Genomic DNA, 24,024 nt, shown 5'->3' with positions numbered 1-24,024 from the left:
GAAGCGAGGACGGTAGCGGCTGCTACTCGAACCACCGAATGTGATGGAGAAGTGGGTGACAGCTCGGTGCTCGAGTCGTCACTCGACGAGAACGTCGTCGTACTCGCCGTCGTCGACTTTCGCTTTGAACTCGCGAGCGTCGACGCCTTCGATGGTGACGCCCATTGAGGCGCAGGTGCCGACGACCTCTTTGGCCGCGTTCTTCGTGTCGTAGGCGAGCAGGTCGGGCTTTTTCTGCTCGGCGATCGTTTTGACCTGATCGATCGAGAGGTCGGCGACGAAGTCCTTCTGCGGTTCGCCGCTTCCCGTGTCGAATCCGGCCTCGTCCTTGACGAGGGCGGCCGTCGGTGGGACACCGACGGCGATCGAATAGCTGCCGTCGTCTTCGTACTCGATGGTAACCGGCACTTCGGTGCCGTCGAAGGCCGCAGTCTGTTCGTTGATGTCGTTGACGACCGCCTGTACGTCGACGGGCGTCGGTCCGAGCTCGGGACCGAGCGGCGGGCCAGGATTGGCCTGGCCACCCGGTACGAGCGCTTCGATGGTTCCAGCCATACCCGAATGAATCCTCGCTCGAGTTTTAAGGGTTGCCATTCGGTCCAGTCCGGCCCGATAAACGTGTGAGAGGGTAACGTAGCGAGTGAGACGAGACGAGTAATCCTCAATGAGACCGTGCCGAGTCGGATCGAAGGGGAGCTACTCGACTTCCGTGACTCACCCACCCCACTGTGTCGAGTGTTTCCCTGCGTCGGCGGGGAACGGTCAGAATAGGAGAAGACGTCTAAAATATTCGGACATCTGGGTGACCTACCCCACCGTGTCGAGTGTTTAATCGGGCGACCGTCCGTCTCGGATCGCATTCAGGCGAACGAGAGTGAATATCCGTTGGCTCGAGGACAGGGGGTCCTGAAGATTACACCCCCACCCCACTGTGTCGAGTGTTCAGCCAACGCTAGTGGAGGGTCGAACGGAGGGCGACTCAAGAGACGATGGAAGATGGGAACAACTCGGCTGGCAGGTCGATGGAAAACGACAACTCGACGACTGGGATCAATGGAGGTTGACGGCGACTCGAGATAGCGAACTATTCGACCCGAACGGACGATTAGTTCACGATGGTGTAGCTTTCGTCCAGGCGGTTGTCGATCACCGTACCCTCGCAGTCACCGTACCCTCGCAGTCACCGTAACCCCCGCAGTTTCGCACCACGAACGGCCTCGAGCGAGATGTCGACGTCCTCGAGTTCGTCGACGACGTCGAGGGCCAACTCGAGTGTCACGTCGAGATCGTACTCGTAGTACTGCCCACCAGACCGACCGTGGTTGCGGGCGTACCGCTTCAAAATTCCCTGCATGGCCAGATCGGAGAGGTGATCGTGCATCCGTCGACGGACGAGGGGCTTCGTCCCGAACCGTTCGGCGATCGCCGAGTATTCGGGGTAGATTTCGCGAACGCGGGCGGGCGTCTCGTCACCGATCGCGATGCTGAGCACCGCCGCCAGCGCCAGGTGACCGTGTCGGGTCAACTCCATCATTCCCTGGCGGATCTGTCCGCGCTCGAGCGCCTGCTGGGCGTCGCGCACGTGCGATTCTCTGATGGTCGTCTCGTCCGCCGCACGCGTGATATCTCCGGCCTTGTAGAGCAGATCCAGTGCCTGCCTAGCACTCCCCGTGTCCTGGGCGGCGAGTGCTGCACACAGCGAGAGCACGTTCGTCTCGTAGGCGGTTTCGTACAGCGCGTTCTCCGCTCGCTGCTCGAGAATCGATCGCAACTCGCCGGCGGTGTACGGCGGAAAGTGAACCTCCTCCTCACAGAGCGTGTCCTTGACCTTCGGGGAGAGACTGTCGTGAAAGCTCAGGTCGTTACTGATGCCAATTATGCCGGGTTTGACCGACGAGAGGTAGCCGTTCGCTCGAGCGCGCGGGAGTTCGTAGAGGATGCCATCATCGTCGCCGATGTGGTCGATCTCGTCGAGGACGATCAGGACGGTACCACCGATGCTCTCGAGTTCGGTGTAGAGCATGTCGAAGACGGTCTGGCGCGGGTAGCCGGTAGTACTGATCTGTTGACTCGGCGGTCGCAGTTCGTTGACGAGGTTCGCGGCGACCTGGTAGGAAGAAGAGAGATTGTTACAGTTGAGCCAGACGACGGTCAGCGCGACGTCGTCGTAAGCATCGACGTCTCGCTCGAGGTGGGAGAGGAGATAGCGAGTGACGGCCGTCTTCCCGACGCCGGCCTTGCCGTAGAGAAACAGGTTCCGTGGCTGTGCTCCGTTGATGACGGGCTGGAGAGAGGCCATGTACGTGTCGATCTCTTCGTCTCGTTCCTGGATCGACTCCGGTTGATAGTCCTCCCGTAGCACGTCCTCGTCGGAGAAAATCGACGTGTCCCGATCGAACAGCGGCATTAGTTGGACTGCTCGCTGCAAGATATATAAAACCACCGTGTCGAGTGCGTCGAGTGTTCGGACGGATCGTCCTTGGTTGTCTCTGTCGTCCCCTGATGAGGCGGACACCCCACCGTGTCGAGTGTTTCGGCACGCCTCGGGATTTTGACCTGGTCGCCCTTTTGAGTCAAGTTCTGGCGCGTCGAGACGGGTCGTATCGAGATCCCAGATAGCCCACCTCGATAGCTGAATTCACACCCCGTCGATAGTCGAGTTCACACCTCGAGTTTTCCACCGCACGTGTAACCCGAAGACACCTTTTCAGTGACGTACACTCGATTCGAACCTCTCACTCGGCGATTCTGCTGAGGCGGTTCTGATGACGCATCCGAATCGCCGGTTTTGTTCCTTTGACGGGAGTTTGCGTTCGACAATAACTATCTTTTCGATATTCCAATATCGACGTGATTTTCTTCTCCGGTGACGTCATTATCCTACTCTTCTGCCAGATGCTCACCCTCGAGGCACCGTTCTGTCTCGAGTTTACTTCCTAAAGCTGCTTCGAACATCTTCCTGCTCCGGAGATGTCCCGAGGCTATCCTCCCGAAGAGGTCACAAGTCTCCCTTCCCGAAGACACCACTATCCCTCCAGCCCGAAACACTCGACAAAGTGGGGTCTCTCACCCCTCCACCCCTCGGCCGACCACCGCTCCCCACTCCCAAAAACACTCGACACGGTGGGGTGGGACACCTCACGAAAGGCCTATCGAACGGACAGACCACGAATTGGCCCCACTCTCTCTTTAAGTCATCTAGACGAACATCTTCGTTCGTATTCCCAGCGGTTAAGAACTGGCGTGGCCCGCTATACTACGGGAGTTCATACGGTCAAGTGTACATGACCGATCACATCGGAGCCCCTGGAACTGGCATCTCGCGGCGCGAATATCTGGCTGCAACCGGCGGAACTGGCGCTGCCGTCCTCGCCGGCTGTCAGTCACCGATGAACCTGAATTCGAAAGCCGCTGCCCAGTCAGATCTCCCGACGACAAGTTCGCCGTCGGTCGTCCAGGTCGACGAGCAGGGCGGTGAAGTCACGTTGCGGAGTGTCACTTCACGACATCCCGTCCACCCGCTCGAGTCGATGGGCGGCCCCATTGAGTTCCCGCAGGTCTGGGCGTTCCAGGCCGACGATCGCGAACCCAGCGTCCCGGGGCCGATCCTGCGGACGACCGAGGGCAACGACATGGAAGTGACGCTCGACAACACGGACGGGAGTCACCCCCACACGCTCCACTTCCACGGCTCACACAAGACCTGGGAGAACGACGGCGTACCGACGACGACGGGTATTCGCGTCGACCCGGGCGAGAAACACACCTACACGATCCCGGCGAACGTTCCGGGGACGCACCTCTACCACTGTCACTACCAGACGAACCGGCACATCGACATGGGGATGTACGGCATCTTCCGCGTCGATCCGAAGGGGTACGAACCAGCCGACAAGGAGTACTTCATGACGGTCAAGGACTGGGACTCGCGCGTCCCCAGGCAGATGAATGGTGAGGACGTCGACTACAGCCCTCGCCAGCGTAACCCCGACGTGTTCACGATCAACGGAAAGAGCCTTCCCCGGACGCTCCACCCCGAAGACGGCTCGCCGATGATCGTCGATTCGGGCGACACGGTCAGGCTCCACTTCGTCAACGCCGGGTACATGTCTCACCCGTTGCACACGCACAACCACCGTTTCCGTCTGGTCGAGAAGGACGGCGGCCAGATCCCCGAAGCGGCGCAGTACGAGCGCGACATCACTAACGTCGCGCCCGCGGAGCGCCACACGATCGAGTTCGAGGCGAACGCCGATCCCGGTATCTACCTGATGCACTGTCACAAGGTCGACCACGCGATGAACGGGAACTTCTATCCCGGCGGCATGGTCAGTGCGATCGTCTACCGAGACGTCATGGATACCGACATCTTCAGCGAACTCATGGGGCACGCAGGCTACGAGGGCTGAGCAAGTCGTGGCCTGATCTCAGACGCTCTTTCCTGTATCTACTCTTCCTGAATCGACTCTCCCTACATCTACTCTCACTGCATCTACTCTCACTGCATCTACTCTCTCCTCGAGTTCAACTCTCGCCCGAGTCTGGCTCTCCGCATCCTATTCAATCACCGACACCGCTCGAGACTGTTTCTCGAAGAAAAGGATCACTACCTCGACGAAGCCTCGATTACCCACCGTAACAGTCGCTTCACGTTATTCCGGTATCAGGAGTTGTTCTCGAAGGGACATGAAACCAAACGACAACGGACGGGCACCTGACAACGAGCAGGCGTCCGACACCGCACGGACGACACTCGAGAGAGAATTACGCGACGGGACGAGTCGACGAACGTGGCCGTCACGGCGAACCTTTCTTCGGGCGACCGCTACGGCGGGCGCCGTAGCCAGCCTCAGCGGACTTACCGTCGCCCAGGAAGAAACCACGATCGAACTCGGCGGCAACACCTCCGGCTGGGAGGGGCGGTCGCCAACCGATATCGAAGGGGAGACGAACCCGACGCTGACGCTCGAGGCCGGACAGACGTACTCGATAACCTGGGAGAACGTCGACGGCTTGCCTCACGACATCATCATCCTGGACGCCGACGGCAATGACATCGTCGGGACGGAAATCATGAGTGAGCAAGGCGAAACCCAGACCCTCGAGTTCGAGGCGACCGAGGAGATGGCCGAGTACTACTGTTCGGTCCACCCGGGGACGATGCGCGGCGACATCCAGATCGGAGAACCAGCCGACGGTGACGACGGCGAAGATACCGAGGAGGAGACGACCGACGTCATCGGCGAGGGACCCACGATCGGACTCGAGCGCGTCGCCGACGGGTTCGTCTCGCCGGTCGGATTCGAGGTGGCGCCCGGTCAGCAAAATTGCTACTACGTGCACGATCAACCAGGCCAGATCTACCACGTCGACAGCGACAGTGGCGAACCGACCGAGTTCCTCGACCTCAGCGATCGGATGGTCGACGTCGGCGCCGCGACGGATGCGGGATTCGACGAGCGCGGCCTCCTTGGACTCGCGTTCCACCCCGATTACCAGGAGAACCGTCGACTCTTCGTCTACTACAGCGCCCCACTGCGTGAGGACTCGAGCGATGGTGGCGTCGAGGGTGAGTCCGAAACCGGGGACGACTCGAGTGACGAGGCCAACGAGACCGACAGTACTACCGACGAGAACGCGAGTGACGACAACGACAGCGAGACCGACGACGACAACGGGACTGACGATGCCAACGGGACCGACGAGGAGAACGGCAGCGAAGACTCGAGCGAGGAGGACGAAGCGGAAGAGTCCTACGACCACACCGCCGTCCTCGCCGAGTTCCAGGCGACGGAGGACTTCGCGTCGGTCGACCTCGATTCGGAGCGGATTCTCATCGAGGTAGACGAACCGCAGTTCAACCACAACGGCGGCCCCGTCGTATTCGGGCCGGACGGCTACCTGTACTGGGCATTAGGCGACGGCGGCGGAGCGGACGACGTCGGCTTCGGCCACCTGGAAGACTGGTACGACGAGAACGAGGGCGGCAACGCCCAGAACACGACCGAAACCCTGCTCGGCGGGATTCACCGGATCGACGTCGACAACGAGGGCGAGGACGGGAAACCCTACGCCATCCCGGACGACAACCCGTTCGTCGACAGCGAGGACGGCTTCGACGAGTACTTCGCCTGGGGGCTTCGCAACCCGTGGCGGGCCTCGTTCGACGGCGAGGGTCGTCTCTTCGTCGCGGACGTTGGGCAAAACCTGTACGAGGAGGTCAACATCGTCGAGAACGGCGGCAACTACGGCTGGAACGTCAAGGAGGGCATCGAGTGCTTCTCGACGGCCGATCCGAGCCAGTCGCCCTCGGAGTGCCCGTCGCAAACCCCCGACGACGTTCGCGGCGGCGAACCGCTGCTCGATCCCGTCATCCACTACCCTCACCAGGTCGGCGACGAGACGCTCGGCATCTCGATCACCGGCGGTTACGTCTACGAGGGCGAGGCGGCACCGGCGCTCGAGGGTCACTACGTCTTCGGCGACTGGAGCGACGCGTTCGAACGACCTTCGGGGGCGCTCTTCGCGTCGCCGCTCGAGGAGTACGAACCGATGGCCGATCGAAGCGAGGAGGACCTGTGGGACATCAACCGACTTTCGGTTGCCAACGCGCCCGAGAACGCGATCAACCGGTTCATCCTCTCGTTCGGTCGGGATCACGACGGCGAGCTGTACGTCCTGACGACGGCACGGTACACTGACGGCGAAACGGGCGAAGTGTTCCGCATCGTCTCGGAGGAGGACGGTGAGGAGATCGAACCGCACGAGGACTCGATCGCACAGGAAATGGGTGAGGGAGAGGAAGGCAACGGAGAAGGTGAAGAAGGCGAAGGAGAAGAGGGCGACGGAGAAGAAAGCGAGACGGACGACGGTGAAAGCGACGCGGGTAACGATACGGAGCAGAACGAAGGAACGGACGACGATAACGAAACCGCCAACGATAACGAAACCGACTCCAACGGGGGTGACGGGAACGATACCGCGTGATCGTGATGGTTGCGTAACTTCGTCTCGGTAGGTGACGCAACTCAACGTTCGCCCCGGAGGACGGTGACGCAACTTCGTCTCGAGACCGGAGACGAAACGCTGCATCAGTAACGGCGACGAACCTACCTCGAGTTGGGACGACCAGGCTCGAGACGGTCTGTGAGCCCAGCACAACGATCGGGGAAATCTCGACCTGTACGACAGTATATCTGCGTGGCAGTTGAAGCGCCTGTCCATCAATTCCACCACGTCTGAAGAGGCAAGCCTGGGTATTACACAGCGGATTCCCATGGGAGAGAATATGCCGGATACCTTCTCGATCGACGCAGACTGGAACGCACTCTTCATCGGCGGCGAATGGGCGGAACCAGACGGCGACGAGGGGATCTCGGTCGAGGACCCCTCGACTCGAGAGGAGGTCGCCCGCGTCCCCGCGGGGACGGAAGCCGACGTCGATGCCGCGTTCGAGGCAGCCGCAGCGGCCCAGCACGAGTGGCGAGAGGCCCCACCCATCGAGCGCGAGCGCGTCGCCCTCGAGGTGGCGAACCTGCTTCAGGAGTACGAAGACGAAATCGTCGATCTCCTAGCGCACGAGGCGGGCGGGTCCCGGATCATGGGCGAAACGTCGGTCCAGATCGCTGCGGACCAGGCGATGGAGGCGGCCACGCTCCCTCGCCGCATGAAGGGCGAGCAGGTCGACTCGAACGTCCCGGGCAAGGAGAACCTCGTCAGGCGGGAACCGCAGGGCGTCGTCACGGTCATCTCGCCGTGGAACTTCCCCCTCAATCTCTCGGGGCGGGCCGTCGCGCCCGCCATCGCGACGGGCAACGCCGTCGTGCTCAAACCCGCGTCGAACACGCCGATCACGGGTGGGCTCCTCATCGCGAAACTGTACGAAGAGGCGGGCTTGCCGGACGGCCTGCTGAACGTCGTCACCGGGAGCGGCTCAGAGATTGGCGATCCGGTGGTCGCCCACCCCGAGAGCGACGTCGTCGCGTTCACCGGTTCGACCCCGGTCGGCCGTGGCGTCGCGACGACCGGCGGCGAGAACCTCTCCGTGATCGCCCTCGAGTTGGGCGGAAACAACGGACATATCGTGACCGCCGACGCCGACCTCAAGGCGGCCGTCGATTCGGCGGTCTTCGGGACCTTCGTCCACCAGGGACAGGTCTGTATCTCCATCAACCGCCACATCGTGCACGAGGACGTCTACGACGAGTACGTCGACCGACTCACCGACCGCGCCGAGTCGCTCCCGGTGGGAAGCGCCCACGACTCCGACACGGTGGTCGGTCCGGTCATCGACGAATCCCAGCGCGATGAGATGCTGGGCTACGTCGATGAGACGGTCGAGGCCGGGGCAACGCTCGAGACGGGCGGCGAGACGGTGCCGATGGATAGCGGCGATGGAGGACCTGACGAGCGCGAATACGAGACCAGCGACTCCTTGCTCGTCGCCCCGACTGTACTCTCCGGCGTCACGAACGACATGGCCGCCGCGTGCAACGAACACTTCGGCCCGATTGCACCGGTGATCAGCGTCTCGAGCGTCGACGAGGCGATCGAAGTCCACAACGACACCGAGTACGGCCTCTCGGGATCGGTCCACGCCGGCGACGTCGGAACGGGAATGCAAATCGCCGAGCGGATGGAGACGGGGATGGTTCACGTCAACGATCAGCCGGTCAACGACGAGGCCCACGTTCCATTCAGCGGAACGAAGGCGTCCGGCGTCGGCGGCTACAACAGCACTGACATTATGGACGAGATGACTGAGAAGAAGTGGATCTCGCTCCAGCACGACCGCCGGGAGTATCCGTTCTAATACGTACGCGTGAGCGACCTTCCGCTCGGGTTCGGTGCGAGCAATATTTCTCGAATCCGTACGCAGTCACACACTTCTCGACCCCGAACGCAGTCACAGAAAGGAGTGTCTCACTCGAGCGTGACACGACCGTCGGAGTGGACGGTGACGGCGTAGCCACGGTACTCGAAGCTCACCTGCCTGAACGGTGCCGCTGGTCCACTCTCCGGAAAGATTTGGTCGAGAGCGGACGGATCGACGACGTCGTTGAGCGGTGGATGACAGGCTTCCGGATCGATTCCATCGGCCTCGGCGACGGTTTCGATGACGCGCAAACTCGGATCCGTCGCCCACGAACCGGCTGCATCGTCTGGTGTCGTGTGCACGGTTAGACCAGCAGCTGGATGTCCGACTCGGCCATATGCTGGAGTGCCGTCGCGGCCCCGACGCCGGTCGTCACGCCGTCGTAGAAGTCGTCCTCGTCGTAGTCCATCAGCTCGATGGTCATCTGGCAGGCCTGGAGGTCGACCCCGGTCTCGAGTGAGAGGTCGATGAGCTCTTCGATGGTGGCCGTGCCGTTCTCGTCGATTTTCTTCTGCATCATCTTCGTCGCCATCGAGTCCATCCCGGGGAGCGCAGCGAGGGCGTTCGGCATCGACATGTTCGGGTTTCCGACGGCGCTCAGCTTGAGGTTCTGGGACTTCTCCTCGTGGAGAATGTCGAGCCCCCAGAACGTGTGGAAGACGACGACGTCCCAGCCGAAGGCTGCTGCCGTACTCGCGAGGATCAGCGGCGGGTACGCCATGTCGAAACTGCCCTGGGTCGCGACGATCGTCATCTTCTTCTGGTCGTCGTCCAGGTCGGCGACGGTGTCCTCGAGTTCCTCGACGCGCTCGAGCAGGGCCTCCACGTCGGCGGCGTCGAACTCGGTGTCGTCGATGGACGGGGTTGCGTTGTCGGTGCTCATTGTATGCTCACGCAGTCTTCTTCACGTAGTGCGTGTAGAGATCGTCCGATTCGACCTGGTCGAGGAGTTCGACGCCGTCGGTTCCCTCGGCCCAGCCTCGAATGTCGCTCATGCTACCCGAGTCGGTCGCCACGACCTCGAGGACGTCGCCGTCGTCGAGGTCGTCGATGGCCTGCTTGGTCTTCACGATAGGCATTGGGCAGGACTGTCCTTTCACGTCGAGCGTCTCCGTAACGGTGTACTCTGAACTCATTGATGATTGTGTGCTCTGTATTGGAGCTATCCCACAATACCGATTGGGAGAATAAAAGAGTATCGATTATTGCCCTGGTGATGAACCACCGCAATGCAGGGGTGATGGCTATATCTGCTTGTGCGCACTGCCACGTGCGTTATTCGAGATATCGTCGACCAAACGACGGAGGCAGTATTGCACAAATATGGAACTACCATACAAACCCTTAAGTGGGAGCACCCGGTACAGAGGGATGTACACCATGAGCGAAATGGACTTTCCAACGCCCGACGTTGCAGTCGATTCGATCACGCCTGCGGAGTTGAAAGCCAGCATCGACGAGGGGAATTCGGTCACGATCCTTGACGCTCGCATGCAATCAGATTACGACGAGTGGCGTATCGAGGATGACATCGTCGAGACGATCAATATTCCGTACTTCGAATTCCTGGACGACGAAATCGACGACGACGTGCTTGCACAGATTCCGGACGACCGCGAAGTCACCGTTCTCTGTGCGAAAGGCGGCGCCAGCGAGTTCGTCGCCGGGGCGCTCGAGGAACGCGGCTACGATGTCAACCACCTCGAGGACGGGATGAACGGGTGGGCGCGCATTTACGAAGCCCACGAAGTCACGAACTACGACGGCGCCGGTACCCTGGTCCAGTACCAGCGCCCCTCCTCGGGTTGTCTGGGCTACCTGCTCTACGACGGTGACGACGCCGCCGTGATCGACCCGCTACGTGCCTTCACCGACCGCTACCTCGAGGACGCCGACGACCTCGGCGTCGACCTGACGTACGCGTTCGACACGCACGTACACGCGGACCACATCTCGGGGCTTCGATCGCTCGCCGAGGAGGGCGTCGAGGGCGTTCTCCCCGTGCCCGCAACCGACCGCGGGGTCACCTACACTGACGACGTGACGCTGGCCGAGGACGGTGACGAATTCGCGGTCGGCGACGCCACGATCGAGGCGGTCTACACGCCCGGGCACACCTCCGGGATGACCTCCTACCTGATCGACGACGGCCTGCTCGCGACCGGTGACGGCCTGTTCATCGAGAGCGTCGCCCGACCGGACCTCGAGGAGGGCGACGACGGCGCGGAAGACGCCGCACGCACGCTGTACGAATCGCTGCAAGAGCGCGTGCTGACCTTACCCGAGGACACGCTCGTCGGCGGGGCTCACTTCAGCGACGCGGCCGTCCCCGCCGAGGACGGGACGTACACGGCGCCGATCGGCGACCTCGTCGACCGCATGGACGCACTCACGATGGACGAAGACGAGTTCGTCGACCTGATCCTCTCGAACATGCCGCCTCGTCCGGCTAATTACGAGGACATCATCGCGACGAACCTGGGACAGCAGACCGCCGAGGACGACGAGGCGTTCGAACTCGAGCTCGGCCCGAACAACTGCGCCGCCAGCCAGGATTCCCTGGCTGACGACTGATCCAGATACCCGTGATCGCTGAACTCCTGCCCCTACAACTGTACCCGCAACTGCCCTTACAACTGCACCTGCCACTGCAATTGGCGCCGCCCGCCAACCTCTTCCCGAACGGCATCTCGCGGTACGCCATCGGGGGATTATTCGTCGGTCTCGGCGCGGTCATTATCTACCTCGGGACGGGCATCGCCGCCGGTGCGAGTACGTTCCTCGAGTCGACGCTGTCGTACGTCTCGGACCAGTCCCGGTTCCAGCAGTATCGGGCGTCTCGAGACTGGCGCGTCGTCTTTACCCTCGGAATCGTCCTGGGGGCGGCGGTCTACGCCGTCGTCTGGCAGGGCAGTGCCTGGACGACCGACGTCCAGCCGTGGCGACTCCTGGTCGGCGGCGTGTTCGTCGGCATCGGCACGCGCGTCGGTAAGGGCTGTACGTCGGGCCACGGCGTCTGCGGCGTCGGCTCGGCCTCGAAGACCTCGATCGTCGGTGTCGTGACGTTCCTGGCGGTGGCAATCGTGACCGCACAACTGGTCTCCGCACTGGGGGTGAGCCCATGAGCGCGAGTGCACCCGAACGACACCCGCTGTTCATGCCGCTAATCCTCGTCGGCGGCCTGATCTTCGGGTTCGGTCTCGCCTACAGTCACATGGCCCGGCCGGAGGTCGTGCTGGATTTCCTCCAGTTCGACGACTTCGGACTGCTGTTCGTGATGTTCAGCGCGGCGATCATCTCGGGCATCGCGTTCTGGGTCACGCCGCGGCTCCGCGAACGGGCGCCGCTGACCGGCGACACCTACGGTCGCCGCCTGAAGTCGTTCGATCGGAACGTCCTGATCGGCGGCGGTATCTTCGGCGTCGGCTGGGGCCTCTCCGGAATCTGTCCCGGCGCGGCCTACGCCAGCCTCGGGATCGGGAACGTCACGATCCTGTGGGCGATCGTCGGGATGTTCGCCGGCGCCTACCTCCAGGGGGTCTGGCAGAGCCAGCGTGCCTCGAGCGGGACGACACCGTCGAGTGCGGACTGAGAGGCGACGACTGACGACTCACTCGAGTGAATGAGCACACTTTTTCCAGTCAACACGACACCAACGATGGACCCCACAACGATTGCGCTCTTCAGCGTCGCGGCACTCGCCAGCCTGTTCATGGCCTGGGTGATCGGCGCCGGCTCGAGCGGCGCGACGCCGTTCGCCCCGGCGGTCGGCGCGAACGCCATCTCGACCATGCGGGCGGCGTTCGTGGTCGGTCTCCTCGGATTCGCTGGCGCGGTTACACAGGGCGGAAGCGTCTCGGACGCCGTCGGCCGCGGCCTCGTGCAGGGAGTCACGCTCCCGCCCAGCACCGTCATCGTCGTTCTCCTGATCGGCGCCGGCCTGATGGCGATTGGCATCGTGACGGGGTATCCGATCGCGACCGCGTTCACCGTCACGGGCGCGGTGATCGGCGTCGGATTCGCACTCGGTGGACAACCCGTTCCCTCGAAGTACGCCGAAATCGGAGCGCTGTGGGTCCTGACGCCGTTCGTCGGCGGTGGGATCGCCTACGGAATCGCGAGCGTCCTGCCGCGCGCTGACGTCCCCGAACGGGTGAGCGTGCCGATCCTGGCCGTACTCGTCGGCGCCGTCGTCGCGAACCTCGAGTTCGCGTTCCTCGCGTCCGCAGGTGGGACGCTAGCGGCGGCCGGAAGCCGGTTTATCCCGCTCGAGGGACTCGTCGGATCGGGGGTCGCATCCGCGTTCGTCGCGATTCCAGTGGGCCTGCTGGTCCGCTGGGACGTCAGCCGTGACCAGGCCGGGGGCCTTCGCCGGTTTCTGCTCGCGCTCGGGGGACTCGTCGCCTTCTCTGCGGGGGCGAGTCAGGTCGGACTCGCGGTCGGCCCCCTGCTTCCGCTGGTCGAACAGGAGGCGGCGATGACCGTCTCGACCACGGCGATCCTCACCGGTGGCGGACTCGGGATCCTCGTGGGCTCCTGGACCGGCGCGCCGCGAATGATCAAGTCGATCTCCCAGGAGTACGCCTCGCTCGGCCCCCGGCGGTCGATTTCGACGCTCGTCCCCTCGTTTCTGATCGCCCAGACGGCCGTCGTACTCGGTGTTCCCGTCTCGTTCAACGAGATCATCGTCAGTGCGATCATCGGCAGCGGACTGGCTGTGGGTGGGAGCGGCGGAGTCAGTCCTCGAAAACTCGGCGTGACGGTCCTCGCCTGGATCGGGTCGTTCGTCCTGGCGTTCGGCCTCGGGTACGGAGTCGTCGTCCTGTAGCGGAGGTTCAACCCGTCCACCGACGTTCTCGAGCTTCTGGAACTGACGATTCGACTGACAAAATTGGGTTCGCGGCATTAGCGACTCGATTGACGGACTCGAGGAGCAATCGACACGAGGGCGTGCTCGAGTTCGACCGTGCCTTCTGAAGCGTCCGGCTGCCAGGTCGCTTCAGCATCATCGCTGCTAATCCAGTCAGCGTCATCGCCGCCAATCCAGGTCACTGTCACCACCTCCGGGCCGAACACAGCTACCGCCGTCGCGTCTCGACTGCGGTACCAGAAAGGTTGACCCAGAGCATTCCCTCGCCCATCTCCTCGTAATCGAAGGATGCGCCGACGATGCCGTCCGCACCGAGTTCCGCTGCGTCCGCTCGCACGTCCGCGATCGCCTCCCGGCGTCCCGCTTCGATCTTCTTCTCGTAGGACCCGCTCCGTCCGCCGACGACGTCGCGGATTCCCGCCGCGATGTCGCTGATCACGTTCGCGCCGATGACGGCTTCCCCGGAGACCACGCCCAGGTACTCCGTTACTTCCCGTCCCTCGAGTCCGTCCGTCGTCGTGATGGTGATGTCAGACATACGACTCTATCTTGGAATTGGACCGACAAGAAACTCACTCTCTCCATCGAACTCGTCACAGCATCCGACCCTACCCGATCGTCAGCACGCGGTCGGCGTCGGTTACCATCTCGAGTAAGTCGCTCATCGTCGAGACCGGACACACGTCGCTCCCCTCGCTGTTTCGGATCTCGAGACAGGTACCGCAGGCGAGGAGGTTGCCGCCGGCGTCGGCGAACGCCTCCATTCGCTCGCGGACGTCGAACTGCCCCCCGGAGATCGTTTCGGCCTCGACGCCCTCACCGAGGAGGAACACGGAGACGTCGTGATCGTCCTCGAGAGCGGTGATGCCGAATCGAAACGCGTTCCACGCCCGTTCGGGGTCGGCGGTCTCGAGGACGATGCCGATTCGATCGGCTGCGTCGGTTCGTGCGTGTGCTCGCTCGTTTTCGTCACCTGTATCGGACATAGTAGTGCATTATTTTCCCAATCCTATAAAACACTCGTTCCAGCACCTCACTCGTCGTTTGTGTGCGGCACACTGACGCTAGATGAACGCCAGGGGGACCATCACCAGAACCCCCGCGACGAGCCCGCCAGCTAGCTCCGGTTTTCCGCCACGTGGCAACGCCGAGCCGATGTCGAGCGCCTCGGGGATGAATTCGCTCACGACGAGGTAGATCATCGCTCCCGCGGCGAACCCAAATCCGAACGGGAGGAAGTCCCGGGCCACCTGGACGAACGCGAAGGCGATGACGGCGCCGATGGGTTGTGGGAGGCTCGAGAAGACGGCCCACCAGACCATCTTCCAGCGATCGACGCCCATGGCCTTCAGCGGGATCGAAATCGCTGTCCCCTCCGGGATGTTGTGGATGGAGATGGCGACCGTCATGAACACTGCCAGCAGCGGAACGGTGAATCCCAGGAATCCGAACCCGCCCTCGAGTCCCAGATCGGCGAAGGAGACGCCAACGGCGATACCTTCCGGAAAGCTGTGTACCGTTAGAATGCCGAGGATGAGCACGAGCTTTTTGAAGTCGGCCTCCTCGTACTCTCGAGGGTCGAGATCCGCGTCGAGGAGCACGTCGTGGGCCAAGACGACGAGGACGACCCCGACCGCCATTCCGACCGCAATCTCGAGGGCGGTTCCCTCGGCCAGCCCCTCTTCGATGAGGCCGAACACCGACGCCGAGACCATGATCCCGGACGCGAGTCCCCAGAGGACGACGTTGTGCCGGTTGCTAATCTCGTCGAAGAAGAAAAACGGGAGTGCCCCGAGTCCGGTTGCGAGGGCAGTCACGAATCCGGCGACGAATACCAGCGTCAGGTTCTCGAGGAGGCTCATCGTCGGTGATCGGTTCGGATTGGAGATACGTACCTGTTGTGTCTACTCGCCGCCGCGGGCGCGCTCGAGGGCGCGCTTCGTGGACACGGCGGTCGAGATTCGTACTATCTGTATCTACTGGTCATCGATCGAACCGGGACGTGACGTCGTGAGCACCGGAACCGGCGTAATCCGAAGCACGCGCTCGGTCCTGGAACCGAGCAGGCGTTGATCGAATCCGGATCGGCCGTGTGTCCCCATCGCGATCAGGTCGACCCCGTGCTCGACCGCATACGAGCGAATTCCGCGCGGAACTGATCCCGATTCGACCGCCGTCGTCACCTCGTCGACACCGGCCGCTCGCATCGTCTCGGCGGTTTCGGCCAGCGCGTCTCGAGCGCGGTCACGCGACGCCGTCGCGTTTTCGTCCGACGAGTCCGTTCCAATGGCGAACAGCGAGTCCTCGAGGACCGAGAGGACGTGGAGCGTCGCACCGTGCTCTCGAGCAATCTCGCCCGCCAACTCGAGGGCTCGTTCCGCGTGGTCGCTCCCGTCTGTCGGCACGAGCACGTCCTCGTAGGGGTACGGTTGGCTCGCGTCGCCGGCCGCTCGAACCGCGAGAACCGGCTTGTCGCTGGCGTTGACGACGTGTTCGGTGACGCTCCCGAGGACGTGTTCGGTCAGACTGCGTTCACCGCTCGTCCCCATCACGACCAGGTCGACAATGTCCTCGGCGGCCACCTCGGTGATGACCGTCCGCGGTTGCCCCTGTATCGTGTCGGTGACAGTCGAGACGCCGCGGGCCTCGGCCCGTTCGCGCGCGTCCTCGAGCACGTCCTCGCCCTCCTCTTCGAGCACGTCGACGACGTTGCCCTCGTATCGAACGAGACTCGGTTCGTTCGTGTCCGCGACGTACAACAGGTGGACCGTCGCGTCGTAGTCGACGGCGATTTCGAGGGCGTACTCGAGCGCGACGGTCGACCCGTCGCTCCCGTCGACCGGGACGAGGAGGAAGTCGTACATGGGGCGGAGTTCCACCGGGCCGACCATAATTGTGAGGCGTTTTCAGGCCGGTTCTGGATCGACGTCGACGAAGGGCTACTGAAGTCTGAAAACTACTAACCGATGTCCAGGAATTGCTGCAGAGATCCGACGAACGGCTACCGATGTCCGAGAACGGCTATCGGCGTGTGGCGGACTGGACCGCTAGAGCGAACGGACCACCCCAAACCCAGTGACGCTATTCGTGCCACTACTCACGTCTCGATTCGCGTCTACGCGAAGAATCTGGGTCGCCGGCCTGGAACTCTTCCGTCTCGAGCGGATCCTCGAACGCCCCGACGATTGCCTCGAGGGCGTCGGTCGCGGTCATCAGGCCGACGATCTGCTGGTCCGTCTCGGGATCCTTCCCGCCGCCAACGGAGTCGCTCTCTCGAGACGCACGTTCGTCACCTGCAGATGAGCTGGCCTCGGCCGACTCCTCATCGGACTTGACGGCCGTCTGAACGAGGCCCAGTTCCTGGTTCTCGGCCTGCAACTCGTCGATCGCCTCGCTCACCGGGGTGTCGGGCGCCAGCGACATCGGCGGCGTCGAGATGTCCTCGAACGAGGTGTCGCCCGACCGAAGCCCATCGATTCGATCGACGACCGTCGGCACGTAGACGATCCCGACGTATCGCTCGAGGTCCCCTTCGACCAGCGGGAATCGCGTGTGTGGGCTCGATCCCATCCGCTCGAGGTTCTCGGCGACCGAGACGTCCGTCGAGAGGAAGACGATGTCCTCTCGGTCGGTCATGACGTCGCTTACCAGCAGTTCGTCGACGGCGAGAGCGTTGAAGACCTCCTCTCGACGTTCCCTGGACAGTTCGCCACGCTCGAGGACGGAGCCGAGCTCTCGGTGGAGTTCGGCGCGCGTCTCGATCCGCTCGGTTTCGGCCTCGAGCCAGGCGCCGGTCATCTCGACGCCGAAGAGCTTGAGCGTCGCCTTCGCCACCCAGTCGCCAACGGCGATCAGCGGGGAGATCACCCACGCGAACCAGTACAGTGGCCCAGCTCCGTACCGTGCGACCTGCTTCGAGCGTTCGACGCCGAGGTAGGTCGGCGTCTGCTCGCCGTGAGTGAGGTGGATCATGTTGATGATGAAGAACGCCAGCAGGGAGCCGGCGCCGACGGACGCGAGAAACGAGTTCTGGAAGACGGGTTCGAAGATGGCCGCCAGCCCCGGTTCGGCGACGATGCCGAGTGCGATGCTGGTCCCCGAAATCCAGATCTGACAGGTCGTCAGGTAGAACTCGAGGTCCTCCGTCATCTCCCACGCTCGTCGCAGGCCTGGCTTGTCGAACTCCGATTCTGGGAACTGCCTGACTCGAGTGAGTGCAAACTCGGTGGCGACGAAGTAGGCGTTCACCAGAATCAATCCAGCCCCGGCGAGCAACCTGAGACCGATCTCGAGACTGTTCACTCGAGGACGGTTCAACGAGCGCGTACAAACGTCTTGGTGCCGCGACAGCCGCGGAGTGGACGGTCAGAGTGGTCAGGTGGGTATCCGATTACACGAGTCGGCCCGCTCCCGTTTTTTCGTTCGAGATACTGACGACGGTACCGTTTGCTCGACGGATTGAAAGGCGAAGCTGGCAGTACCCTTCCAGACTGATCGAACACGAGACTGCCTCCTCGAAACGAACGAACTCGAGACTGCCTCCAGAAGAGGGGGTGAAACGGTAACCACGGCATCTGAAGCGAAATTCAGCGATCGATAGCTAAAACTATTTGTCCATCCACTTTGTTTAGATACTGACGATACTATGGTCGCAATTCAAATAAATTCACTCACACGACGGTTCGGCGACGTCACGGCCGTGGACGGACTCGACCTCGAGGTCAGGCGAGGTGAAGTGTACGGCTTTCTCGGTCCGAACGGTGCCGGGAAGTCGACGACGATCAACATGCTCCTCGGGTTCACCCCGCCGACGTCCGGAACCGCGACGGTTCTCGGTCACGACATCGTGGACGAATCGCTCGCTATCCGACAGGCGACCGGGGTCCTCCCGGAAGACTTCGGCATGTACGACCGGTTGACCGCGCGAAAGCACGTCCAGTTCGCGATCGACACGAAAGGCGCGAGTGACGACCCCGACGTACTACTCGAGCGAGTCGGACTCGAGGACGCCGCTGACCGGAAGGCGGGCGGCTTTTCGACCGGGATGAAACAGCGCGTCGCGCTCGCGATGGCGCTCGTCGGTGAGCCCGACCTCCTCATCCTCGACGAACCCTCGTCGGGACTCGACCCGAACGGCGCCCGGGAGATGCGCCAGATCATCCTCGACGAAGTCGACCGCGGCGCGACGGTGTTCTTCTCGAGTCACATCATGGAGCAAGTTGAGGCGATCTGCGATCGGGTCGGGATCATGCGCGACGGCCAACTCGTCGCCGAGGACACGATCGACACGCTAAAAGATCAGTTCGACGCCGAATCACGGCTTGTCCTCACCGTCGATACGGTGCCGGACGGGATCCTCTCCTCTCTCCGATCCATGGCGAGCGTCTCCGACGCACAGGTCTCGGGAACCGACATCGTCGTCAGCCTGCGGGACTCGGACCAGAAGGCGGCCATCATCAACGCCGTCGAAGAACGGGGCGTGAAGATCACCGACATCACCTCGAAGGAACCGTCGCTCGAGGAACTGTTCGCCGTGCTCACGACGTCGGATTCCGGCCGACTCGAGAACGCCAATTCGGCGGAGGTCAACGCATGAGCTGGATGCACGTCGCCAGCAAGGACTTCGCCGACGCCGGTCGGTCGATGATGTTGTGGGCGCTCACCGTCCTGTTAGTCCTGCTCGTCGCCGGCGTGTCGGCGATCCCGTACCTGCTTGCTGAAGAGACGACGCCGACGTTCGAAGCGGCGCTTTACTTCCTCTTTACGCCGATCGGCTTGCTCATCCCGATCATCGGATTAGTCGTCGGCTACCAGGCGATCGTGAGCGAACGCGAATCGGGGAGCATTCGCTTCCTTCTTGGTCTCCCAAATACCCGTCGCGACGTGATTCTCGGGAAAGTTATCGGGCGCGCCGGCGTCGTCGCCGTTCCGACCCTGATCGGCTTCCTCGTCGGTGCGGTCGTGATCGGCGCGTTGTACGACGGTTTCATCGTTTCAGATTACCTCGGTCTCTTGGTCTTCTCGCTGGTTATGGGTCTCGTCTACGTGTCGGTAGCCGTGGGTATTTCGGCCAGCGTCAGTTCTCGAGCGAAAGCACTGGCGGGCGTGCTGGTGTTCTTCGTCATCTTCGACTTCCTCTGGGAGTTCGTCTTGATGGGCACGTACTGGGCCCTCGAGGGGAGCTTACCTGGACTCGACGGACTCCCTGCCTGGTACCTCTTCGTTCTTCGACTGAGCCCAGGGCAGGCACTGGGGGCGATCGCGCTGACCCTCATCGAGATCGCGGGGGCGGAGGATCTCGACCTCACCGCTGCTGGTCGCGTCGCGGGCGAAGTCCCGTTCTACCTCGAAAACTGGTTCGCGTGGATCATCGTGGTCCTCTGGATCGTCGTCCCGGTCAGCCTCGGGTATCTCCGCTTCAAAAACGCGATCCTGAGCTGAGCGTCGACTCGCAAAAACCGTGAATCGTCTCACCCGTCTTCTACTGGTCTTGCAGTTCGCCCCGTGAAGTCTTGAAACCGTTCTCCGAGCGGCCGAAGCCGATCCTCAATTGAGATGAGTCCACCTCAAACGCACAAATCCCACGTACGTCGGGACGGCGATCCACATCGTGATCGGGACGACGCAGATCCTGTCTTGCAGATTGGACGAATCCGATTCTGGGAAGAAACACACCTCGACGCAATTCTCTCGAGGTACGAAGCTACAAATACGCCTGTTCGACCATCTCGAGGGTAGCGGGACGAATTGACTACCTACGGACTCCTCGGAGCCCTTCCTTCCTCACCGACTCACTCGTAGAGTGGATTCGCCGCACACAGCTCGTCGACCGACTCGCTCACGTCGGCGATCACGTCCTCGTCGTCGGGCGAATCGATTACGCGCGCGATGAGGTCACCGACGGTTCGAAGGTCGTCCTCGTCGAAGCCTCGGGTCGTCAGCGCCGGGGTCCCGGCCCGGATGCCGCTCGGGTTGAACGCCGAGCGCGTCTCGCCGGGGACGGTGTTCGCGTTGAGGACGATGCCGGCGTCCTCGAGCGCCTCTTCGGCATCACCGCCGGTCGTTTCGGGATGGGACTCCCGGAGGTCCACGAGCACGAGGTGGTTGTCGGTGCCGCCCGAAACCAGCGAGAACCCGTGGTCGGCGAGGGTCTCGCCGAGGGCCTTCGCGTTGGCGACCGTCCGTTCGGCGTAGGTCTCGAACTCGGGCTCGAGCGCCTCGCCGAAGCCGACGGCCTTGCCGGCGATGTTGTGCATGAGCGGACCACCCTGGCCGCCGGGGAACACGGCGGAATCGACGTCGTCGGCGTACTCCTCGTTCGTCATGACGATGCCGCCCCGTCCGGAACGAATCGTCTTGTGGGTCGAACCGGTAACGAAGTCCGCGACGCCGACGGGCGAGGAGTGGACGCCCGCGGCCACGAGACCCGTGATGTGGGCGATGTCGGCGAGGTGAAGCGCGTCGGCCTTCTCGGCGACGTCCTGGATGCGCTCCCACTCGACCTCGCGCGGGTATGCGGAGTACCCCGAGACGATGACGTCCGGTTCGAACTCGGCGGCGTGGTCGGCGAGGCCGTCGTAATCGAGATACCCCGTTTCGGGGTCGACCTCGTACTGCTCGACCTCGTAGAGCTGGCCGGTGAAGTTCGCCGGGTGGCCGTGGCTGAGGTGGCCGCCGTGGGTCAGGTCGAGCGAGAGAATTTTGTCGCCGGGCTCGAGCATCGCGAAGTAGACGGCCTGGTTGGCCTGGGTGCCCGAGTGGGGCTGGACGTTGACGTGCTCGGCGCCGAAGAGTTCCGTCGCGCGGTCGATGGCGAGCTGTTCGACCTCGTCGGCGTACCGACAGCCGCCGTAGTAGCGCGCGCCGGGGTAACCCTCGGCGTACTTGTTCGTGAGCGCGCTCCCCTGGGCGTCGAGAACGGCGCGGCTGACGTGGTTCTCGCTGGCGATCATCGACAGCGTGTCCTGCTGTCGTTCGAGCTCACCTTCGAGCGCGTCGGCGACGGCGGGGTCGACCCCTCGGACGTGGTCGTGGTCCATATTTCGAGTGGCGCCCGGACGCTGTATAAGTGTACCTTTCCCCGGCAACGTGGGCCGCGAACGTTCGGAACCGTGCAGCAGAGCCGAGGCACAAAAATGAAAGATATACAACTACTAAGGCGATACAACTAACTTCACGGGCAGAGATTCAATAACTCGAATGATAGAGTGGGAGGTGGCCGACGATGACACCCACCTGCGAGTCGTCGACGCGGACAACGCCGAACTCCGCGTGCAGGGAATCGGTCTCGACGTCGAAGGCCCCGGCCCGGACATCTCGCGGCCCGTTGACAACACGGTCGCGGTGACGGCGACCGCCTTCCGATTCCCCCACGCCGTCGTCTACGCGTTCTCGCTCGGCCGCGACAAACGATTCCACCTCGAGCCGGATCAACACACGATGACGCTTCCGCCCGGGGAGTACGTCCTCGACATCGACACGGGCATCAAGACCTACCTCCGGCTCTCGGGGGAGGCGGTCGTCCAGCGCGCGCCGGACTATTCATCGCTGATCGTCTCCTTTCCCGAGCGCACGCGAACCATCCTGGGCTTCCGGAGCCGTCACGAACTACCAGCCGAGACGATTACGATCCCCGATACGCCCGCCGGATTCGCTCGCGGACTCTCCGCGCTCTCGTCGTCGATCAAGACCGACTCACCTGATCGGACGTACCCGACACTCCGCGGTCATCCGCCGCTGCTCGAGACCGGGCCCACGTTTTCGGCACCCGACTCAGTCCTCGAGCAGGCGACTCAGTCCGGCATCGAACTCGTCGTCCCGCCGTGTTACGATACGCTGTTCGTGACGGCACCGCTCGCGTACTACCTGCAGGCGACGGTCAGGACCGAACCCGACGCGACGCCACGGATTCGCCTCCCGTCGGTCGCTCGCGAGCACGAACTCGCGCCGATGCCCGACCTCGAGCGCGACGTCGAACAGTGCCTGCGTCAGTGGTTCTTCCTGGACTGTCTCGTTCGCAACGCCGGTCCCTACGGCACCACGCTCGCCGAATCGAGCCTGCTCGACGTCCTCGACCTCGATGCGGAGCGACTGTATCAGGCGACGCCTCAAGAACGGCTATCGACGTACCTCGACGTTCCCTACGCCGCGATCAAACATCGCCTGCCGGAGTGGCACCTCTCGACGTACGTCGAGCCAAACGCGGCGAGCGTCGAGGGGATTCCCTACCTGCTCGACCGCCTCAGCCTGATCTTCACGCCCAGGACGTCGACGCTCGAGGGGCGAGAACTGGTCGAACGCTCGCTCACCGACTTCTACCGCAGCGGGTCGTCAGGAACCGGGAAGGTCGCCTCCGTCAACATCGTCAAACCGGAACTCCGCGGTGGACGCGTCCACGGCTGGCTCGCAGATGGCGTCCCCATCGACGTGTTTAAATCGACCGTCGGCGCCTACCGGAATCGCCTCCGGTTCCTCGAGCGCGACACCGAGTCGACGTCGATCCGCGTCGTCCTGAACGATCCCGAGATGGCCGGCGAACGCGAACGGGTCGCCGAAATCTATCAACAGCGAGCGGAGGAACTCTCTCTCGACGTTCGCGTCGAGGAACACCTCACGACCGACGCGCTCGCGCGATTGCTCGAGGACGACCACGCGTTCGTCCACTACATCGGCCACTGCGAGACCGGCGGGTTCCGGTGTCCCGACGGATCGCTCTCGGTCTCGAGTCTCGAACAGTGCCGCGTCGAGACCTTCTTCCTGAACGCCTGTGGCTCCTACTACGAGGGAATGGAACTCATCGAGCGCGGGAGCGTCGCGGGGGCGGTGACGTTCACGCAGGTGCTCAACGACCACGCGCTGAAAGTCGGTGCGACGTTCGCGAAACTCCTCGTCCACGGCTTCAGCTTCGAGCGTGCGATGCGACTCGCTCGCCGGCGAATTATGATGGGGAAAGACTACGCCGTTGTCGGCGACGGCACGCACGCGCTGACGGGCGGCAACCTCGAGTTGCCGACGACGGCGACCATCGACCGGCTGGAGGACGGCCGGTACGTACTCGAACTCGAGTGTTACTCCACGCGGGTCAACGGCCTCTACTACTTCCCGCACGCGGCCGACAACGAGTACAGCTACCTCTGTGGGTCACCAGCGACGTTTACGCTCGATCGAGCAGAACTCGCGGCGTTTCTCGCGGAATCGAACGTCGCGGTCATCTACGACGGTGACGTCTACTGGTCGACCGAACTTGCCGGCGAGTTCGGCGGTCAAGGTCCTCCGTAAG

General features: G+C 62.8%; 22 protein-coding genes. 10 read left to right on the top strand and 12 right to left on the bottom strand.

Annotation, left to right across the window (positions count from 1 at the left end; all coding sequences use genetic code 11):
* Positions 1–78: 78 nt before the first annotated feature.
* Entirely contained in the window at positions 79–555 is a 477-nt protein-coding gene (locus AC6I65_RS10910; protein WP_497901919.1) for a 50S ribosomal protein L11, read from the bottom strand.
* 625 nt (positions 556–1,180) lie between these two features.
* Positions 1,181–2,407 (bottom strand): orc1/cdc6 family replication initiation protein, encoded by a 1,227-nt coding sequence (locus tag AC6I65_RS10905; RefSeq protein WP_253436010.1) that lies wholly within the window; start codon positions 2,405–2,407, stop codon positions 1,181–1,183.
* A gap of 877 nt (positions 2,408–3,284) precedes the next feature.
* Here AC6I65_RS10905 and AC6I65_RS10900 point away from each other — a divergent pair.
* From AC6I65_RS10900 to AC6I65_RS10890, 3 genes are all read left to right on the top strand, one after another.
* Positions 3,285–4,409 (top strand): multicopper oxidase domain-containing protein, encoded by a 1,125-nt coding sequence (locus AC6I65_RS10900; RefSeq protein WP_497901918.1) that lies wholly within the window; start codon positions 3,285–3,287, stop codon positions 4,407–4,409.
* Between the two features lie 277 nt (positions 4,410–4,686).
* Positions 4,687–6,987: a PQQ-dependent sugar dehydrogenase gene (locus AC6I65_RS10895; RefSeq protein ID WP_497901917.1), complete on the top strand. Its 2,301-nt coding sequence runs from the start codon at positions 4,687–4,689 to the stop codon at positions 6,985–6,987.
* A gap of 301 nt (positions 6,988–7,288) precedes the next feature.
* On the top strand, positions 7,289–8,812 hold the full coding sequence (locus AC6I65_RS10890; protein WP_497901916.1) for an aldehyde dehydrogenase family protein: 1,524 nt from the start codon (positions 7,289–7,291) through the stop codon (positions 8,810–8,812).
* 110 nt (positions 8,813–8,922) lie between these two features.
* On the opposite strand, the gene AC6I65_RS10885 is transcribed toward AC6I65_RS10890, so the two are convergent.
* From AC6I65_RS10885 to AC6I65_RS10875, 3 genes are read right to left on the bottom strand one after another with little or no spacing between them, the layout of a single operon-like run.
* The gene (locus tag AC6I65_RS10885) at positions 8,923–9,177 is read right to left on the bottom strand and encodes a HalOD1 output domain-containing protein (RefSeq protein ID WP_497901915.1); all 255 of its coding nucleotides are present in this window, start codon (positions 9,175–9,177) and stop codon (positions 8,923–8,925) included.
* A 2-nt stretch (positions 9,178–9,179) separates the two neighbouring features.
* Positions 9,180–9,758, bottom strand: coding sequence for a DsrE/DsrF/DrsH-like family protein (locus AC6I65_RS10880; protein ID WP_497901914.1), 579 nt, complete (start codon positions 9,756–9,758; stop codon positions 9,180–9,182).
* Positions 9,759–9,765: 7 nt separating this feature from the next.
* Positions 9,766–10,011, bottom strand: coding sequence for a sulfurtransferase TusA family protein (locus tag AC6I65_RS10875; RefSeq protein ID WP_497901913.1), 246 nt, complete (start codon positions 10,009–10,011; stop codon positions 9,766–9,768).
* Between the two features lie 244 nt (positions 10,012–10,255).
* Here AC6I65_RS10875 and AC6I65_RS10870 point away from each other — a divergent pair, with 244 nt between their 5' ends.
* The 4 genes from AC6I65_RS10870 (at position 10,256) to AC6I65_RS10855 (ending at position 13,703) form a co-directional block, all read left to right on the top strand.
* Positions 10,256–11,449: an MBL fold metallo-hydrolase gene (locus AC6I65_RS10870; protein WP_497901912.1), complete on the top strand. Its 1,194-nt coding sequence runs from the start codon at positions 10,256–10,258 to the stop codon at positions 11,447–11,449.
* A 62-nt stretch (positions 11,450–11,511) separates the two neighbouring features.
* Positions 11,512–12,000 (top strand): YeeE/YedE family protein, encoded by a 489-nt coding sequence (locus tag AC6I65_RS10865; RefSeq protein WP_497903198.1) that lies wholly within the window; start codon positions 11,512–11,514, stop codon positions 11,998–12,000.
* 32 nt (positions 12,001–12,032) lie between these two features.
* Positions 12,033–12,467 (top strand): DUF6691 family protein, encoded by a 435-nt coding sequence (locus AC6I65_RS10860; RefSeq protein WP_497903197.1) that lies wholly within the window; start codon positions 12,033–12,035, stop codon positions 12,465–12,467.
* A gap of 66 nt (positions 12,468–12,533) precedes the next feature.
* A complete protein-coding gene (locus tag AC6I65_RS10855) occupies positions 12,534–13,703 on the top strand; it encodes an inorganic phosphate transporter (protein WP_497901911.1) in 1,170 nt (389 codons plus the stop codon).
* Positions 13,704–13,780: 77 nt separating this feature from the next.
* Here AC6I65_RS10855 and AC6I65_RS10850 read toward each other — a convergent pair whose 3' ends face one another.
* From AC6I65_RS10850 to AC6I65_RS10825, 6 genes are all read right to left on the bottom strand, one after another.
* A complete protein-coding gene (locus AC6I65_RS10850) occupies positions 13,781–13,927 on the bottom strand; it encodes a hypothetical protein (protein ID WP_497901910.1) in 147 nt (48 codons plus the stop codon).
* A gap of 26 nt (positions 13,928–13,953) precedes the next feature.
* The gene (locus tag AC6I65_RS10845) at positions 13,954–14,283 is read right to left on the bottom strand and encodes a YbjQ family protein (RefSeq protein ID WP_497901909.1); all 330 of its coding nucleotides are present in this window, start codon (positions 14,281–14,283) and stop codon (positions 13,954–13,956) included.
* Between the two features lie 70 nt (positions 14,284–14,353).
* A complete protein-coding gene (locus AC6I65_RS10840; protein WP_497901908.1) occupies positions 14,354–14,731 on the bottom strand; it encodes a DsrE family protein in 378 nt (125 codons plus the stop codon).
* Between the two features lie 78 nt (positions 14,732–14,809).
* Positions 14,810–15,607: a ZIP family metal transporter gene (locus AC6I65_RS10835; RefSeq protein ID WP_497901907.1), complete on the bottom strand. Its 798-nt coding sequence runs from the start codon at positions 15,605–15,607 to the stop codon at positions 14,810–14,812.
* A gap of 114 nt (positions 15,608–15,721) precedes the next feature.
* Positions 15,722–16,609 carry a universal stress protein gene (locus tag AC6I65_RS10830; protein WP_497901906.1) on the bottom strand — a complete coding sequence of 296 codons (888 nt, stop codon included), beginning with the start codon at positions 16,607–16,609 and terminating at the stop codon, positions 15,722–15,724.
* Positions 16,610–16,838: 229 nt separating this feature from the next.
* Positions 16,839–18,047 carry a CNNM domain-containing protein gene (locus AC6I65_RS10825; RefSeq protein WP_497901905.1) on the bottom strand — a complete coding sequence of 403 codons (1,209 nt, stop codon included), beginning with the start codon at positions 18,045–18,047 and terminating at the stop codon, positions 16,839–16,841.
* A gap of 343 nt (positions 18,048–18,390) precedes the next feature.
* On the opposite strand from AC6I65_RS10825, the gene AC6I65_RS10820 reads away from it, so the two are divergent.
* Positions 18,391–19,341 (top strand): ABC transporter ATP-binding protein, encoded by a 951-nt coding sequence (locus AC6I65_RS10820; RefSeq protein WP_497901904.1) that lies wholly within the window; start codon positions 18,391–18,393, stop codon positions 19,339–19,341.
* Positions 19,338–20,186 carry an ABC transporter permease subunit gene (locus AC6I65_RS10815; protein WP_497901903.1) on the top strand — a complete coding sequence of 283 codons (849 nt, stop codon included), beginning with the start codon at positions 19,338–19,340 and terminating at the stop codon, positions 20,184–20,186. The genes AC6I65_RS10820 and AC6I65_RS10815 overlap by 4 nt, the downstream gene beginning before the upstream one ends.
* Before the next feature lie 350 nt (positions 20,187–20,536).
* On the opposite strand, the gene glyA is transcribed toward AC6I65_RS10815, so the two are convergent.
* The gene (glyA, locus tag AC6I65_RS10810) at positions 20,537–21,784 is read right to left on the bottom strand and encodes a serine hydroxymethyltransferase (RefSeq protein WP_497901902.1); all 1,248 of its coding nucleotides are present in this window, start codon (positions 21,782–21,784) and stop codon (positions 20,537–20,539) included.
* A 160-nt stretch (positions 21,785–21,944) separates the two neighbouring features.
* On the opposite strand from glyA, the gene AC6I65_RS10805 reads away from it, so the two are divergent.
* On the top strand, positions 21,945–24,023 hold the full coding sequence (locus AC6I65_RS10805; RefSeq protein WP_497901901.1) for a hypothetical protein: 2,079 nt from the start codon (positions 21,945–21,947) through the stop codon (positions 24,021–24,023).
* Position 24,024 lies beyond the last annotated feature (1 nt).

Source organism: Natronosalvus sp. KLKA75 (assembly GCF_059736265.1).
Note: the sequence above shows the minus strand (reverse complement) of the source record. Positions and strands in the feature narration are given on the sequence as shown.